The sequence below is a fragment of the Cephaloticoccus capnophilus genome (genome assembly GCF_001580045.1).
GTDB lineage: Bacteria > Verrucomicrobiota > Verrucomicrobiia > Opitutales > Opitutaceae > Cephaloticoccus > Cephaloticoccus capnophilus.
Map to the genome: position 1 here is coordinate 1 of NZ_LSZP01000002.1, position 15,204 is coordinate 15,204.

The following is a 15,204-nucleotide window of genomic DNA, read 5'->3' on the forward strand; positions in this document are numbered from 1 at the left end:
CAAGTAGAGTGATAACCCGTTTGGGCGAGGAGGGGAAAATCACCAGTAAACGCCCGCCTCCAAGTAAAACAGCCTGCGGTTGCACCGCGCGTGTAGTGGGAAATATCAGCGCCAAGGTAGAAATAAGGAGGGGGCAGTCTATTAAGCGGGGGTAAGCGGAAGGCGGAGGGATTTGGTTTAGGCGATACTGGGCGAGTAGGAGTTTGGGCCGACTATGGCCTCACTTTTTACAAAAACGCTTGTCAGTGCGGCGCTGCTTGGCGCAGTCGCTGCGTCGCAGGCATTAGCAAAACTTACCCCCCTCCCCCCCCCCAATTCATTAGTAATATTAATGTAGGTAAAAATATGTCTCTTAAAGGAGACCATAAAGGATCCGTTACTCTCCAAAGTGAGCTGGGCTGGTATCCTAGCTTAAACCTCAATGGTTATACTCTCTTTCTTGACGGAAGGCTTCTTTATAATACCACGCATGGTGCGACCATATTGGGCAAGGGAAGCATTACTTCGAATAACAATACGATAGATATAGGCTTTGGGGGGCATTCTAAGTACGGCTTCCGGATAGATTCTACGATTAGAGATAATGGACACAAGGTAGGACTTAGAGTTTCCGGCCCTGGGAGGGGGGCGTACATAGAAATGTCAGGGGCTGAAGCCAATACCTTTACTGGCGATGTTGAACTATCAAATTTTGTTACCTTGCGCCTGCAGAAGCGCGATGGGCTTGTTTCCATTAAGGGGAATGTTTTTGTAAATAGTCATTCGCAGCTCATTTTTGACACTAGCCACCAATTAAGTCGCAGCTCTGTTGTTACATTAAATAATGGGAGTCTTTATTTTAACTCGGCAAATGGAGTTTATCAGCGTTCTAAACAATTAACTGTAGATAATTCTGGTGTTTTGTTATTCGGGAGTACGCAAAATGTTAATTTTTTAAACAAACTTTACCTAGATAACTTGTTGATTCGTTCCGGCGGGGAGCTGATAGTTAGAAACTGGAAAGAAGGCCGTGACTTTATTTTTGTAAAGAAAACGAGCAAAAACTTAGCGGATGCTCTGAAAAAAATGAAATTTGATGGCTATGATCCTCGTAGGATTCAGCTAGAGGATTATGACGACGAATATTGGGAAGTTAAAGGTGCCCCCGAGCCCGCGACTTACGGGGCAGGCTTAATGTTAGGCGTACTCGGACTTGTCCGCTATCGGCGTCGGCAAAAACAGCGCTCGGCGCGGCTCACCAGTGAGCGGCACTTTTCCACTACGCGTGGGGCGGCGGTCAGTGACCGCTTCCATTTAATTTGGGAATTGGCCCTGTCGCTTCGCGACAAAACCAATTCCCAAATTTGAAAGGATTCCCCCTCCAAGCTTGGGTTCCTTTTCACAGAGCCGCTTGGTTGCTGTGCGAATGCACGGCAACCAAGCGGCTCTGTAAATGGGTGCAGCGACACGCTGCCGCCCCACGCGTAGTGGGGAAAAAGCGTATCAGCGTTAAAAGAATCGCCCGCGCGGGTTTGAGCGTTTTAGCAAGCGGGGTCTTAGCACGATGAAACGCCACGAAGCGATTACTGCACTCACGAACACCAAGGGCTGGGATGTCATCGTGATTGGCGGTGGGGCCAGTGGGCTGGGGGCGGCGTTGGATGCGACGACGCGTGGGTTTCGCACGCTGCTTCTCGAGGCGCACGATTTTGCCAAAGGGACGTCGAGCCGCAGCACCAAGCTCGTGCACGGTGGCGTGCGCTATCTTGCCCAAGGCAACATCGGCCTGGTGCGCGAGGCGCTTTACGAGCGTGGTTTACTCGCCCGAAACGCGGCCCATCTGTTCGTCAACCAGTCCTTTATTGTGCCCAATTACCGTTGGTGGGAAGGGCCTTACTATCGGCTTGGGTTTTCGATTTACGATGCCTTGGACGGGCGATTGAGCCTTGGCCGCTCCCGCTATCTGAGTGCCGGCAAAACGCTCTCGCGGCTGCCGACGGTCAACAAATCAGGGCTAAAGGGCGCTGTCGTTTATCAGGATGGGCAGTTCGATGATGCGCGGTTGGCGGTTAACCTGGCGCAGACGATCACCGAGCAGGGCGGGGTGGCGCTCAACCACATGCGGGTCGTCGATCTGATCAGAGACGAAGGCACGGGGCGGCTTTGCGGCGTGATCGCGCGGGATGAGCTGGGCGAGCTGGGCGCGCACTCGGGCGCGGCGCGAGCCGCGGGCCAGATGCACACGCTGCGCGCTAAGGTGATCGTCAACGCCACGGGTGTATTCACAAATGAGATACTGGCGATGAGTGATCCGGCTAAGGGCCGCCTCGTGGTTCCGAGTCAGGGCGCGCACCTCGTCCTCGACCATTCGTTTTTGGCGAGTCGCGACGCGTTGATGATTCCTAAAACCCCGGATGGGCGCGTGCTGTTTGTCATCCCTTGGCATGGCTGCGCGCTGATCGGGACGACTGACACGCGGGTGGCCGAGGTGAGTGAGGAGCCGCGTGCGCTGGAGAGTGAAATCGAGTTTTTGCTCAACACGGCGGGGGCCTATCTCGCCAAAAAGCCGACCCGTCGAGATGTGCGCTGTGTCTTTGCTGGGCTGCGTCCGCTCGCCGCGCCCAAAGACGGCGAGAAGCGCACCAAGGAGATCTCGCGCAGTCACAAGATCCTCGTTTCTGAAGCCGGGCTTGTGAGCCTTATTGGCGGCAAGTGGACGACTTACCGGCGCATGGCGGAGGAGGTCATCGACAAGGCGATCGAGGTCGGCGGGCTGCCGCAGGCGGCGTGCAAAACCAGATCGCTCGCGATACACGGCAGCGTGGCGCCGGCCCCGGCTAAGCCGCTAGATCGGGCGAGCCCGCTTTCGCATTATGGGAGCGACGGTGTGGCGATTCGCGCGCTTCAGGCGGCGGCCCCCGAGCTCAGCACGCGGCTGCATCCGGCGCATCCCTTTACGCTAGCCGAGGTCGTCTGGGCGATTCGTGACGAGATGGCAGAGACGATCGAGGATGTGCTCGCCCGGCGCGTGGGGCTGCTCTGGCGCGATGCCCGGGCGGCGATTGAGGCCGCGCCGCGCGTGGCCGAAGTTTTTGTGAGCGAGCGCGCTTGGACGGCCGCCCGAGCCGAGTCACAAATCGCCGCGTTTACCGCTCTGGCCAAGGGCTACTTGCTCGACCCCGAAATGTAGTGCGCCGATTTTCCCCCGCCTTCTTTTGCCCCCCTCAAAATACCCCTAGCTATGAGTGAAAAAGTCATCCTCGCTCTCGACCAAGGCACGACCTCTTCGCGGGCGATTTTGTTTGATCGGCGCGGCGAGAATCGCGGTCTCGCGCAAAAGGATTTTCGGCAACTGTTCCCGCAGCCGGGCTGGGTTGAGCACGATCCGCGCGAGATCTGGGAATCGCAGATTGGCGTGGCGCGCGAGCTTGTGGCTAAGGCCGCGGCGGAGGGCCTAGAGGTCGCTGGGCTGGGCATTACCAATCAGCGCGAGACGACCCTGGTCTGGGAACGTGCGAGCGGTGCGCCGATTTATAACGCAATCGTCTGGCAGGATCGGCGCACGGCGGGGGATTGCGACGCACTGCGGGCAGCCGGGCACGTCGATACGATTCGGCAAAAGACGGGCCTCGTCGTGGATGCGTATTTCGCGGCGACAAAGCTTAAGTGGATTCTCGACCATGTGCCCGACGCGCGTGCGCGGGCCGAGCGCGGGGAGCTGTGTTTTGGCACCGTTGACACTTGGCTCGTGTGGAATCTGACGGGCGGGGCCCGCTTCATCACCGACGCCTCGAATGCGTCGCGCACGATGCTCTTTAATATCCACACGCTGGATTGGGATGAGGACTTGCTCGCGCTCTTCGAGATCCCGCGGGCGATGCTGGCTGAAGTTCGCGAGAGTAGTGAGGTTTACGGCACGACTGCGGCCAACATTTTCCCCAGCCCGGTCCCTATCGCCGGCATCGCGGGCGACCAACATGCGGCCCTTTTTGGGCAACTCTGCCTGAGCCCCGGCATGGTGAAAAACACTTACGGCACGGGCTGTTTCCTCATGATGAATACGGGCGCGCAGCCGGTGCTTTCGGAGAACAAGCTGCTGACCACGATCGCGTGGACGCTGGGCGGCGAAGTGAGCTATGCGCTGGAGGGCAGTGTCTTTATCGGCGGCGCGGCGATTCAGTGGCTGCGCGATGGGCTCGGGATTATCGATCGCGCGGAGGAGGTTAACGCGCTCGCGGCCAGCGTGGCCGATAGCGGCGGTGTGGTCTTCGTCCCTGCGCTCACGGGGCTCGCTGCACCGCATTGGGACGCGTATGCACGAGGCACGATCTTGGGAATCACGCGCGGGACGACTGCGGGGCACATCGCGCGAGCCACGCTAGAAGGGATTGCGCTGCAAGTCTGCGATATCGTGAAGGCGATGGAGGCGGACGCAGGCGCACGCTGCGCGGAGCTGCGGGTCGATGGCGGGGCGAGTGCGAGCGACCTCCTTATGCAGATTCAGTGCGACCTGCTCGGGTTTAAAACGAAACGGCCTAAAACGCTGGAAACGACGGCGCTTGGTGCGGCCTACCTGGCCGGCTTGGCACTCGGGCTTTGGTCGGGCGTCGCCGAAATTCAAACTCAGTGGAGCGTGGAGCGGGACTTTGTGCCGCAGATGCTGCGCGAGCAGGCAGACACGATTTCGCGCACTTGGCAGAAGGCGGTGGCGCGCTCGCGCGACTGGGTGGGCGAGTGAGAAATCACCCCGTGAGGAGGGCGCGCTATTTACGCTCACCTATCGGCTGCGGCGACACTAGGCTGCTCGCGGCTCGCCACTCACGTGTGCTGCGCACGCTCGCCGCGTTTCCGTTTACGCCAAACGAAGAGCCCTAGGCCGAGCGCGCCCAAGATTGCGCCGTAGGTGTGAGGCTCGGGCGCGACCCGGATTTCCCAATACGTCCCATCCCCCCAGGAGACCCACTCGGCAGGGGCGTCGTAGCCTTCGAATTTGATTCGCGCGAGGAATGCCGCGTTGATCGTGCCCTTGTTGTTTTCATAGTGTGCGAGCAGGACGTCGCGCCCATCTTCCCAGTGGCGGATAAAGAGCAGGGCCGTATCGAAGTCGGCCAGGGTGAACTCTTCGAGGTAGAGCATGTTGGGCTTAGCGATGGTGCCGCCCACGAAATCGAGCGTGCCCCGGCCTTCGACATGGAGCAGCTGGGCGTGTTGGACGGTGCTGCCCCCGAAGCGCAAAATCGCTGCATCGGCTGCACCCGAACCGGGACTCGTCGAGTAGGGCGTGCCGTGCAGGGTGATGTTGGGCAGCGCGCCCGGATCCCACTCGGCGCTTGGATTCGTGATGGGGTCGTTGTGGCTAGCGGGCAGTTCGAGAATGTCGGTTCCTGTGCCGTCTCCTATGATCACCTCGAAGAGCTCCATTCGCGTATTCTTCTCAAAGGCGACTATGCCTTGGTTAATCACGAGAGAGCCAACCGCTATGGAGGCGTCGTCGGTGAACCGCAGCGTGCCTTCCCCTGTCTTGATCATCGGGAAGCCGAAGGCGTGGAACTGGATCTCGCCGCTCACTAAGAGGTCGGCGTGAATATGGAGGTAGAACGTGTTGGGAATGTCGTAGCCGTTCCAGATAGAGCCGCGGCCGGATATTTTATTACCCGTGGAGCCCGTGGAGAGCAGCCCGCCAGAGATGATTTTCAGATCACCGGGTTCTCCGAGAACGAGCGAGCCGCCGTTGGCGAGTTTGAGCGAGGTAATCTGGGGATTCAGAATGCCTGGGTCGTTGAGTTCGGCGGTGCTCGCCTCGATGAGCATGTCTTTCCCCGTGTTCCAGTCTGCTGGGCTTCCTGTGCTTGTGTGGTAAGCGGTGAGCGGAGTAAAGACGGTGCTCTCGCCATACTCCCACTGGACCCAGTCCACCTGTGAGCCGCGCGTGATGGTCGCCCAAGGGAGGATGCCTTCTATCGAAGGAAACCCCCAGTCGTCGTCGACCTCAAGGCGCACGTTGATCGGGGCGATGCCTGTGGGATCGATGTAGCGAATGTTCAGCGTGGAGGTCGGTTTCCCAATCTGCGCGTTGTCCGCAAGCCATACGGTTTCCGCGAAGAGTCTGCCTCCTAATACCGAGCCTAGATACAGGTCGATCTGGTTAGCCCCGCCTAAGAGATCAATGTAGCCCAGCTCTTGGCTGAGAAATCCGAAGTTGCCCGGGTCGAATGCGAGCGTTCCTGCATTGAGCGCGATGTCGGCTGTGCTTCCGAGCCGGTCGTCGTGCGCGACGGCGGAGTTATCGAGAAAGAGCGTGCCGCCGTTTTGGATGAGGAAGCGCTCGGCCTCAGTGAGCCGTCCCTCGCCCTTGAGGGTGAGCTGTGCGCCGCTTATGACGACTTCGCCAAAGAAGTCGTCGGCGTCTTCCTCTAACACTGCAGTTCCTAGCCCGTGGATATCTAGCACATCACCTGGGCCACCGCTTGGGGCGGGCAGCACTTGGGTGTCGGTCGGGTCTGGCAGCTCAACGATGAGCTGTGCGCGAGCGGACAGGGCGGAAACGAGGAACGCGAAAATGAAGGCCGCGACTCCTGCCGCTAAGCGAGCGAGCTGCGCAAGACACCTGAGTGCCGCGCCCTCGCCTACAACCCTACAACTCTGCGGTCTGCGGTCTGCGGTCTGCATGATTCTGGGTAGGGGCATACCGGATTCTACCTAAGACACGAGCAGATAATGTGTTATTATACGTAAGTATAAGTGATTCTGTGCAGGCTACGCGGTGCCCATTATTGGCTGGGTGTTGGCGGGGCTAGGGTGTGTGTTCCCGTTTCAACCGCGAGGCATCTGGCTCGCGGCTCGCCACTCACGTGTGCTGCGCACGCTCGCCGCGTTTGCGCTGCCGCGTTTTCGTTTACGCCAAACGAAAAACCCTAGGCCGAGTGCGCCCAAGATCGCGCCGTAGGTGTGGGGCTCGGGCGCGACCCGGATTTCCCAATACGTCCCATCCCCCCAGTAGACCCACTCGGCAGGGGCGTCGTAGCCTTCGAATTTGATTCGCGCGAGGAAGTCCGCGTCGATCCTGTCCTTGTTTTTTTCCCGGTGTGCGAGCAGGATGTCGCGCCCATCTTCCCAGTGGCGGATAAAGAGCAGGGTCGTATCGAAGTCGGCCAGGGTGAACTCTTCGAGGTAGAGCATGTTGGGCTTAGCGACCGTGCCGCCCAAGAAATCGAGCATGCCCCGGCCTTCGACATGGAGCAGTTGGGCGTTTTGGACGGTGCCGCCCCTGAAGCGCAAAATCGCTGCATCGGCTGCACCCGAACCGGGACTCGTCGAGTAGGGCGTGCCGTGCAGGACGATGCTGGGCCACCCGCTCGGATCCCACGAACTCGTAATGGGATTGTCGTGGCTAGCAGGCAATTCGAGCACGTCGGTTCCTGTGCCGTCTCCTATGAGCACGGTCATGAAGTCCATGCCCTTACCCTTTTCAAAGGAGACTATGCCTTGGTTAATCACGAGAGGGCCACCCTGCATCCAGATATCGCCGTTGAGCCGCAGTGTGCCTTCCCCCGTTTTGATTATCGGGGCGAGGATGGAGTCGAGGGTGATCGTGCCGCTCACTGAGAGGTTGCCGCCGTGGACATGGATGAGGAGAGCATTGAAGAAATCGAACCCGAGGCGGATCTCGCCGACACCGGATATTTGATTACCCGCGGAGCCCGTGGAGAGCAGCCCGCCAGAGTCGAGGTCCAGAATTTGCGAGTTGCCGGGTCCTCCGAGAATGAGCGCGCCGCCGTTGGCGAGTTTGAGCGATCTAACCCAGGTAACCCCACCTGGGTTGTTGAGTGTGGTGGTGCTAGAATCGATGAGCACGTTGTGCACCGTGTTCCAGTTTGCCGGGCTTCCTGTGTAGTAATTGGTGAACGGATTAAAGACGATGCCGCCAGCCTTCCACGGGGCCCAGTCTACCTGTGAGCCGTGCGTGATGGTCGCCCAAGGGAGGATGTCGAGTTGTGTGAATATTGACCAGTTTTGGACCTCAAGGCGAACGTTGATCGGGGCGGCGCTGCCATTTGTGGGATCGATGTAGCGAATGTTCAGCGTGGAGGTCGCAGCACGCGATAGCTCTTGCGCGAGGAGGAGGCCTCCTGATGTCGAGCCTAGATGCAGGTCGATCTGGTTAGCCCCGCCTGAGAGGGTGAGGTAGCTCAGCTCTTGGGTGAGAAAGCCGAAGTCGCCCGGGGCGAATGCGAGCGTTCCTGCATTGAGCCTGATTTCGGCTGTGCTTCCAAGCCGGTCGCCGTGCGCCGCGGCGGAGTTATCGAGAAAGAGCGTGCCGCCGTTTTTGACTAGGACGCGCCAGGCGTTAGTGAGCCGGCCGCCGTCCTTGAGGGTGAGCTGTGCGCCGCTTATGATGACTTCGCCAAAGAAGTTGGGAGCGTCTTCCTCTAAGACTGCAGTTCCTAGTCCGTGGATATCTACTTCACTATACGATTCGACAACTGGGGCGGGCAGCACTTGGGTGTCGGTCGGGTTTGGCAGATTAATGACGAGCTGGGCGCGAGCGGACAGGCCGGAAACAAGGAACGCGAAAATGAAGGCCGCGACACCTGCCGCTAAGCGGGCGAGCCGCGCAAGACACCCGAGTGCCGAGCCTTCGCCTACAACTCTACAACTCTGCGGTCTGCGGTCTGCGGTCTGCGGTCTGCGGTCTGCGGTCTGCGGTCTGCGGTCTGCGGTCTGCGGTCTGCGGTCTGCGGTCTGCGGTCTGCATAATTTTGGGTAGGGGCATACCAGATTATACCTAAGACACGAGCAGATAATGAGTTATTCCTACCCATTACTGGCGGGGTGTTAGCGGGGTGGGGCACCCCGTGAAGTTATCCGAGCTTGTCGTACTTTCCTATTGGTACGCTTACGCAGTTTGGGCCTGTGAGATTACTTACTCGACATGCGTAGTGACCGCCTAACTACGTACTCCTGTCTCGCGGCTCGCCACTCACGTGTGCTGCGCACGCTCGCCGCCGCCCGCAGAATAGGCTTTCGTTTTGGGAAAAGCTGGCTCTACCGTTCCGACCCTTTTTCAAAAAAGGGTCCGCACAAAAGGAGAGGTGGCAGAGTGGTTGAACGCGCCTGACTCGAAATCAGGTTTACCCGCAAGGGTAACGGGGGTTCGAATCCCCCCCTCTCCGCGCGGTCGGCGGGCCGGGCTCACAGACTTCCACTCCGCGTGGGGCGGCGGTCAGTGACCGCTTCCATTTAATTTGGGAATTGGCCTCGTCGCTTCGCGACAAAACCAATTCCCAAATTTGAAAGCATTCCCCCTGTCGCGTTGCGCGCAGTGGGAAAAGTGGTTCCCCCGCAGTGGAGCTCTGTGAGCGCCTTTATTTCTTGCCGTACTCGCTAGAGCTGTCTGGGCCTCTGCAGGCCCAGCCTCCCCCGTCCCTACACCCATGTCTCCCTTCCTCAAGTGGCCGATTACGGCCCTCACTCTCATCGGCTCAATCATCGGAGCCGCCCTTACCCTGACGACCTTCTTTGGCATGCTCACACGCGGCCTTAGCGTGCGCGCCCTCCCGATCTTTCTCATCGCTGGCGCACTCTATGCGCTCGGGCTCGCCGCCGGAATCCTCTTTGCGCAAAACGACTCACGGCGCGGACTCATCCGCATCTACTACGCGCTGCAAATCCTCTGGCTCAGCTCCCCCTTTGTCAGCTTCCGCTTCGTCTCCGGGGCCCATTTCATGCCCGCGATTATGGGCGAAAAGCTCACACTGAGCTACGGCTTCGGCAGTGTCTGGCACATCGCCAGCTCCGGCGCAGGCCCTTGGGGCCTCGGCATAAACCTAGTCGCACTCACTGTCTTCTGGCTCTTGCGCGGCTCTAGAAAAAACGGCTCTAGAAAAAAACGAACCCGCAAACGCTAGGGCCTGTTCTCGTTTCTGCGCGACGCGCAGAGGCGAAACCAAAATCTAAAAAGGACCCCAAATTAAATGGAAGCGGTCACTGACCGCCGCCCCACGCGTAGTGGAAAAAAAGCGTATCAGCGCGGCGCGCGTTTGAAACGGGAACAGGCAGGCCTCACAAATCGTAGTGGCAGGAGAGGTGGTGGGGTGAGGCGGTCGTTGCTGCTCCGGGAGCGGCCTCGGTTGAGGCGAGGGCGCGCAGGGCGGGGGCTTCGTGTTTGCAGCGGTCGGTGGCGTGTGGGCAGCGGGGGTGAAAGGCGCAGCCGCTGGGCGGGTTGATGGGCGAGGGCACGTCGCCGCTGAGGACGATGCGTTGTTTGTGGGCGCTGCGCAGTGGGTCGGGCTCGGGGATAGCGGAGATCAGCGCGCGGGTGTAGGGGTGGCGCGGGTTGCGGTAGATTTCTTCGGCATCGGCGAGTTCTACGATTTTGCCCAGGTACATGATGGCGACGCGGTCAGAGACGTGCTTCACGACGGCGAGGTTGTGGGCGATGAAGAGGTAGCTGAGGCCGAGGTCGTGCTGGAGCTCGAGCAGGAGGTTGAGCACTTGGCTTTGAATCGACACGTCGAGCGCGCTCACGGGTTCGTCGCAGACGATTAAGCGGGGGCCGAGCGCGATGGCGCGGGCGATGCCGATGCGCTGGCGTTGGCCGCCAGAGAACTCGAAGGGGAAGCGCTCGGCGGCGTTGGCGGGCAGGCCCACGCGGTCGAGTAGTTCGCGGACTTTTCGTTGGCGCGAGTGTGCGTCGCCGATGCCGTGAATGACGAGGGGCTCGGCGACAATGTCAGCGACGGTGTGGCGGGCGTTGAGCGACTCGACCGGGTCTTGGAAAATCATTTGCAGGTGCCGTCGTTGCGCTTTGAGCGCGGCTCCTTTGGCGTGTGCGAGGTCGCGGCCTTGGAAGAGGATTTGCCCAGCGCTGGGCCGGTAGAGCCGTACGATGCATTTGCCTAAGGTGGACTTGCCGCAGCCGGACTCGCCGACGAGGCCGAGCGTTTCGCCAGTGGCGAGGCTGAGGTCGAGCCCGTCGACCGCGCGGTTGCTGCGTTTGGCGCGCAGGAAAAGGCCTTCGCGCACGGGGAAGTGCATTTTGAGTCCCTTGACTTCAAGCAAGGGCTGGGCAGGCGGGTTTTGGTTTGCGTCGGGGGTCATGCCGGAGTGGGCGCAGGGATGGCGTTTGCAGTGCGTCGTGCCAACTGGGCTTCTCTGCGCGCAATATAAGTGTTGGCGACGAGGATGATCGCGGCTCCGAGGGGCGTCCAGTGGTCTAGGGTTTCGTCGAAGAGCCACCAGCCGAAGAGCGCGACGACGGGTAGCTGGGTAAAGCTGATAGGCTGCAGCGCGGAGACTTCGCCGATGCGCAGCGCCCGCACCCAGAGCAACTGGCCGAGTGTGCCGAAAATGCCGGTGCCCAGGAGCCAAGCCCAGCCGAGCGTATCGGGCCACTGCCAGATCGGGAGCGCGAGGACGAGCGACATGGGCACCCAAAACAGGTAGGTGTAGAGGACGACCGTTTCGGGCGGGTCGAGCTGCGAGAGTTGCTTATTCTGGATGGAGACGGTGGCGGTGAGGGCGGCCGCCAGCACGGCGACGAGCATGGCCGGGCTAAAGGTGTGGCTCCAGGGTTGCAGAATCACGAGCACGCCGACGAAGCCGGCGATGACTGCGGCCCAGCGGCGCAGTTTTACGGTTTCGCCAAGTATCAGAATCGCCCCTACAGTCACAAAAATGGGCGCGGAGTAAGAGAGTGAGATCGCTTGCGAAAGCGGCAGGTGGGCGATGACCCAAAAGGAGCAGAGCATGGCCGTGAGCCCGATGGTGGTGCGCAGCAGATAGCGGACAAAGTGGCGGGTGCGCGGGAAGGGCTCGCCGCGTTTTAGGACGAAGGGGAGCAGGACGAGCAGGCCGAAGAAGTTGCGGAAGAAGCCGATTTCGTTGGTGGGGATGCCGCGAGTGGAGGCGAGCCGGATGAAGATGACCATCGCCGCAAAGCCGAGCGTGCTGCCGAGCATCAAGGTCTTAGGCCCTATTCTTGGCGTCGCAGTCGCGGCTGCGGCGTCAGCCCCCGCAGGCTGTTTTATTTGGCGGGGCGTCGTTATTTGGCGGGGCGCTGCGGCGCTCGCCCCGACATCATCCGCACGCATCGGGCTGCGGTCGCCCCCTAGCAGTGTGCTCGGCTTCATAACGCAGCGCGGGGTTGCTCAATGTCGGCGGCGAGTTCGCGCCAGCGGTGGCAACTGACTCGGGTGGAGTCGCTCGCGATTTCCTCTTTTGGCAGATTGGCGCAGAGGGGGATGCGGTGGGGGCAGCGGTTTTGGTAGCGGCAGCCTTGGGGCATGTCGGCGAGCGCGGGCACCATGCCTTCGATGGTCGCGAGCCGAGTTTTGCGCGGAGTCGAGAGCCGGGGGATGGAGTCGAGGAGTCCGCGTGTGTAGGGGTGGCGGGGTGTGGCGAAGATTTGCTCAACGGGCCCGGCCTCGGCGATGCGGCCCGCATACATGACGGCGACATCGTCGCACATTTCGGCGATTACCCCGAGGTCGTGGGTGATGAGGAGGATGGCCATACCCATCTCGCGCTGGAGCTCGCGCATGAGGTCGAGGATTTGCGCTTGGATGGTGACGTCGAGCGCGGTGGTGGGCTCGTCGGCGATGATGAGCGCGGGTTTGCAGGCGAGTGCCATCGCGATGACGACGCGTTGGCGCATGCCGCCAGAGAGTTGATGGGGGTATTCGCCGAGCCGGATTTCGGGAGAGGGGATGCCGACTTTGCCCAAAATCTCGGCGGAGCGGGCGAGGGCTTCGCGGCGGTCGCGAGTCGTGTGCAGGAGGAAGACTTCGCTGAGTTGGCGTCCGATGGTGTGGACGGGGTTGAGCGCGGTCATCGGCTCTTGGAAAATCATGCCGATCTGGCCGCCGCGCACTTTGAGCAGGTGCTCGGGCGAGGCGGTCGCGAGGTCGTGGCCGTCGAAGAGGATTTGGCCGCCCGCGATTTTTCCCATCGGTTGCGGGAGGAGCCGCATGATGGAGCAAGCGGTGACGCTTTTGCCACAGCCGGACTCGCCAACGAGGCCGAGTGTGTGCCCGCGCTGCACGGTGAAGCTCACGCCATCGACGGCGGTGAGCCGGCCCGCATCGGTGTCGAAGGTGGTGACGAGGTCTTTGACACTGAGCACCACTGCACGATCGTCGGCTCGGGGCGGTTGGGAGACGTTAGTCATGCGCGGCAACGGCGGGCTTAATCTTTCTTGTACTGATCGAAGATGAGGATGGCGGGCTCGAAGGCTTTCCCGGTTTTGCGCGCGTCGAGAGTTTCTTTCTTCAGGTCGGGCTCGATCCAGAAGAGCAGCGAGCTTTCGAGTGAGTTGGCGATTTTCACATTTCCGTCTTCAGGGAGGCGTAGCCAGCGCCAGGCGCCGTGTCGGAGGAAGGGGGTGACGAAGCCGGGGGAGAAGGAGGCGTCGGCGTGGAGGGCTTCTTCGAGTCGGTAGGCGAGCGCGCGCATCTCGGCGAGGTCGTCGGAGCGGTCGTAGGCGTCGATCATCGCGTCGATTTGCGGGTCGGCGATTGACTGGAGGTTATTGCTTTGGGGCTTGGGTTTGCGCGCGGGGTTGGGGGCGAGGGAGCCGTCGGCGTTTTCGATGAAGGGCACATCGTAGGCGTTTACGGAGTGGTAGGTTTCCCAATAGCGGGGGAACATCTCGGCGCCGACGTTGAAGGCGGCGAAGAGGATTTCGTGTTTCTTTTCTTGGGCTTTTTTCCACGCGGCGGTGCCGTCGAGGATTTCGATACGCAGGTCGAGTCCGGCTTTGATGGCCTCTTCTTGGAGGATGGTGAGCATGTCTTTGAAGTGCTCGTAGCCGGTGGTGAGTTGGAGGGAGAGGCGTTGGCCTGCGGCGTTTACGAGGATGCCGTCTGGGCCGCGGCGGGTGAAGCCGGCGGCGGCGAAGTGGGCGAGGGCGGCGTCGATGTCGTAGTCGCGCGCGCGGAGCGTGGGGTGGGTGAAGTCGCCGTATCCGTCGGCGGTGGTCTGCATGCGGCTCCAGTCGCCGCGCGCGAATTTGTCGATGACGAGTTGCCAATTGGTGGCGTGTTGCACGCCGAGCCGGATGTCGCGGTTGGCGAGCAGCGGCGTGGCTTGGTTCATCCACAGGCCGTAAGTGGGGCGCGGGGTGTCGTTGTAGAACTTGATTTTTTGGATGTAGCCTTTGGCGACTTCGGGGGCGGTGTCGGGGAGTTTGTCATACCAGTCTTCGGCGAGGCCGAGGCCGTAGGTGTCGAGGTCGCCTTTGCGGAAGGCTTCAAAGGCTTTGGCGCTGTCGCGGATGACGGAGATGCGGATGCGGTCGGGGTTGAAGCGGTAGCGGAAGTGTTTGAGGTCGCGCGCCCACCAGTCCTTTACGCGGGTGAGGGTGATGGAGCGGCCTTTGGCGATGTCGGCGTCGCGGGCGATGGTGTAGGGGCCGGTGCTTGGGGCGACGCGCCATTGGTAGCGCTCGGTGAAGTCTTCGCCGAAGTCCGCATAGAAGTGTGCGGGGGTGGGCGAGAGGCCGAGCGCGAGCGAGTAGATGTCGGGCCGCAGCGCGTGGAAGTGGAGGGCAAAGGTGTGCGCATCGAAGCGCGTGATGCCCGCGTACTTGGTCCCGTAAAAGTTGTTATACCACGGGGCGCGGATGTGTGGGCTGCGGTAAAAGAAGAAGGAGAAGAGCGCGTCGTCGGTGGTGATGGGCACGCCGTCGTTCCACCGCGCGGCGGGGTTTAGGTGGATGTAGACAGTTTTGGTTTCGCGATCGAGAGCCCAGCGGTCGGCGAGGGCGGGCAGGTAGTGAAAGCCGTCTTCGCGCAGGTCGGTGAGGTTGGGGTGGCGGTGCGCGTAGCCGAGGCTGACGTTGTCCAAAATCCAGCCGCGGAAGCTGCCGTTGGAGTCGGGGCCCACGGTGCGCAGCGTGCGCGGGAAGTCCTGCATCCAGGTGTTGAAGGTGCCGCCTTTTTTGGCGGCAGGGCTGCCGACTTCGGGCAGTTCGGCGCCGTCTTCCCAAGCGAGGTCGGCGGGGATGTCGGCGGGCGTTTTGAAGTGAAAGAACTCGGGGTGCTCGGCGTAAAACGCTCTGGCTTGGGCTGCGCCGGTGTTGTCGCTGAGTGCGGCAGGGGCCTGCGAGTCGGCGCGGGGCTTCGTGCTGTCGGTTTTTGGGCCGCATGCGGTGAGGAGGAGCGCGGCTGCGGCGAGTGCAGAGAGAGTGTGTGGGAAAAAGCGGCGGTGCATGGCGTGTGTGGCGTG

10 protein-coding genes and 1 tRNA gene are annotated in these 15,204 nt (G+C 61.0%); 5 read left to right on the plus strand and 6 right to left on the minus strand.

Annotation, left to right across the window (positions count from 1 at the left end; translation table 11 throughout):
* Positions 1-345: 345 nt before the first annotated feature.
* From AXK12_RS08640 to glpK, 3 genes are all read left to right on the plus strand, one after another.
* The gene (locus tag AXK12_RS08640; RefSeq protein WP_156468727.1) at positions 346-1,347 is read left to right on the plus strand and encodes a hypothetical protein; all 1,002 of its coding nucleotides are present in this window, start codon (positions 346-348) and stop codon (positions 1,345-1,347) included.
* Positions 1,348-1,543: 196 nt separating this feature from the next.
* On the plus strand, positions 1,544-3,169 hold the full coding sequence (locus AXK12_RS00015) for a glycerol-3-phosphate dehydrogenase/oxidase (protein WP_068710738.1): 1,626 nt from the start codon (positions 1,544-1,546) through the stop codon (positions 3,167-3,169).
* Between the two features lie 51 nt (positions 3,170-3,220).
* Positions 3,221-4,717, plus strand: a complete 1,497-nt coding sequence (glpK, locus tag AXK12_RS00020; RefSeq protein WP_068710739.1) for a glycerol kinase GlpK — start codon at positions 3,221-3,223, stop codon at positions 4,715-4,717.
* Positions 4,718-4,797: 80 nt separating this feature from the next.
* On the opposite strand, the gene AXK12_RS00025 is transcribed toward glpK, so the two are convergent.
* Entirely contained in the window at positions 4,798-6,666 is a 1,869-nt protein-coding gene (locus AXK12_RS00025) for a hypothetical protein (protein WP_156468728.1), read from the minus strand.
* A gap of 126 nt (positions 6,667-6,792) precedes the next feature.
* The gene (locus tag AXK12_RS00030) at positions 6,793-8,478 is read right to left on the minus strand and encodes a PEP-CTERM sorting domain-containing protein (protein WP_068710741.1); all 1,686 of its coding nucleotides are present in this window, start codon (positions 8,476-8,478) and stop codon (positions 6,793-6,795) included.
* Between the two features lie 587 nt (positions 8,479-9,065).
* Between AXK12_RS00030 and AXK12_RS00035 the strand changes: the two genes are divergently transcribed.
* Positions 9,066-9,152: transfer RNA gene (locus AXK12_RS00035), tRNA-Ser, on the plus strand.
* A 261-nt stretch (positions 9,153-9,413) separates the two neighbouring features.
* Positions 9,414-9,887, plus strand: coding sequence for a hypothetical protein (locus AXK12_RS00040; RefSeq protein ID WP_068710742.1), 474 nt, complete (start codon positions 9,414-9,416; stop codon positions 9,885-9,887).
* 154 nt (positions 9,888-10,041) lie between these two features.
* Here AXK12_RS00040 and AXK12_RS00045 read toward each other — a convergent pair whose 3' ends face one another.
* The 4 genes from AXK12_RS00045 to AXK12_RS00060 all read right to left on the minus strand — a co-directional run bounded on the left by AXK12_RS00045 (position 10,042) and on the right by AXK12_RS00060 (position 15,189).
* The gene (locus tag AXK12_RS00045) at positions 10,042-11,079 is read right to left on the minus strand and encodes an ABC transporter ATP-binding protein (protein ID WP_068710743.1); all 1,038 of its coding nucleotides are present in this window, start codon (positions 11,077-11,079) and stop codon (positions 10,042-10,044) included.
* Positions 11,076-11,939: a DMT family transporter gene (locus AXK12_RS00050; RefSeq protein ID WP_068710758.1), complete on the minus strand. Its 864-nt coding sequence runs from the start codon at positions 11,937-11,939 to the stop codon at positions 11,076-11,078. The genes AXK12_RS00045 and AXK12_RS00050 overlap by 4 nt, the downstream gene beginning before the upstream one ends.
* A gap of 167 nt (positions 11,940-12,106) precedes the next feature.
* Positions 12,107-13,147 carry an ABC transporter ATP-binding protein gene (locus AXK12_RS00055; RefSeq protein ID WP_068710744.1) on the minus strand — a complete coding sequence of 347 codons (1,041 nt, stop codon included), beginning with the start codon at positions 13,145-13,147 and terminating at the stop codon, positions 12,107-12,109.
* Between the two features lie 17 nt (positions 13,148-13,164).
* Positions 13,165-15,189, minus strand: a complete 2,025-nt coding sequence (locus AXK12_RS00060; protein WP_068710745.1) for an extracellular solute-binding protein — start codon at positions 15,187-15,189, stop codon at positions 13,165-13,167.
* Between the last annotated feature and the right edge of the window lie 15 nt (positions 15,190-15,204).

Bases quoted from the DNA above. Each gene is read 5' to 3' on its own strand.
- AXK12_RS08640 (WP_156468727.1), top strand. From the start codon at position 346: ATGTCTCTTAAAGGAGACCATAAAGGATCCGTTACTCTCCAAAGTGAG.
- AXK12_RS00015 (WP_068710738.1), top strand. From the start codon at position 1,544: ATGAAACGCCACGAAGCGATTACTGCACTCACGAACACCAAGGGCTGG.
- glpK (WP_068710739.1), top strand. From the start codon at position 3,221: ATGAGTGAAAAAGTCATCCTCGCTCTCGACCAAGGCACGACCTCTTCG.
- AXK12_RS00025 (WP_156468728.1), bottom strand. From the start codon at position 6,666: ATGCCCCTACCCAGAATCATGCAGACCGCAGACCGCAGACCGCAGAGT.
- AXK12_RS00040 (WP_068710742.1), top strand. From the start codon at position 9,414: ATGTCTCCCTTCCTCAAGTGGCCGATTACGGCCCTCACTCTCATCGGC.
- AXK12_RS00045 (WP_068710743.1), bottom strand. From the start codon at position 11,079: ATGACCCCCGACGCAAACCAAAACCCGCCTGCCCAGCCCTTGCTTGAA.
- AXK12_RS00050 (WP_068710758.1), bottom strand. From the start codon at position 11,939: ATGCTCGGCAGCACGCTCGGCTTTGCGGCGATGGTCATCTTCATCCGG.
- AXK12_RS00055 (WP_068710744.1), bottom strand. From the start codon at position 13,147: ATGACTAACGTCTCCCAACCGCCCCGAGCCGACGATCGTGCAGTGGTG.
- AXK12_RS00060 (WP_068710745.1), bottom strand. From the start codon at position 15,189: ATGCACCGCCGCTTTTTCCCACACACTCTCTCTGCACTCGCCGCAGCC.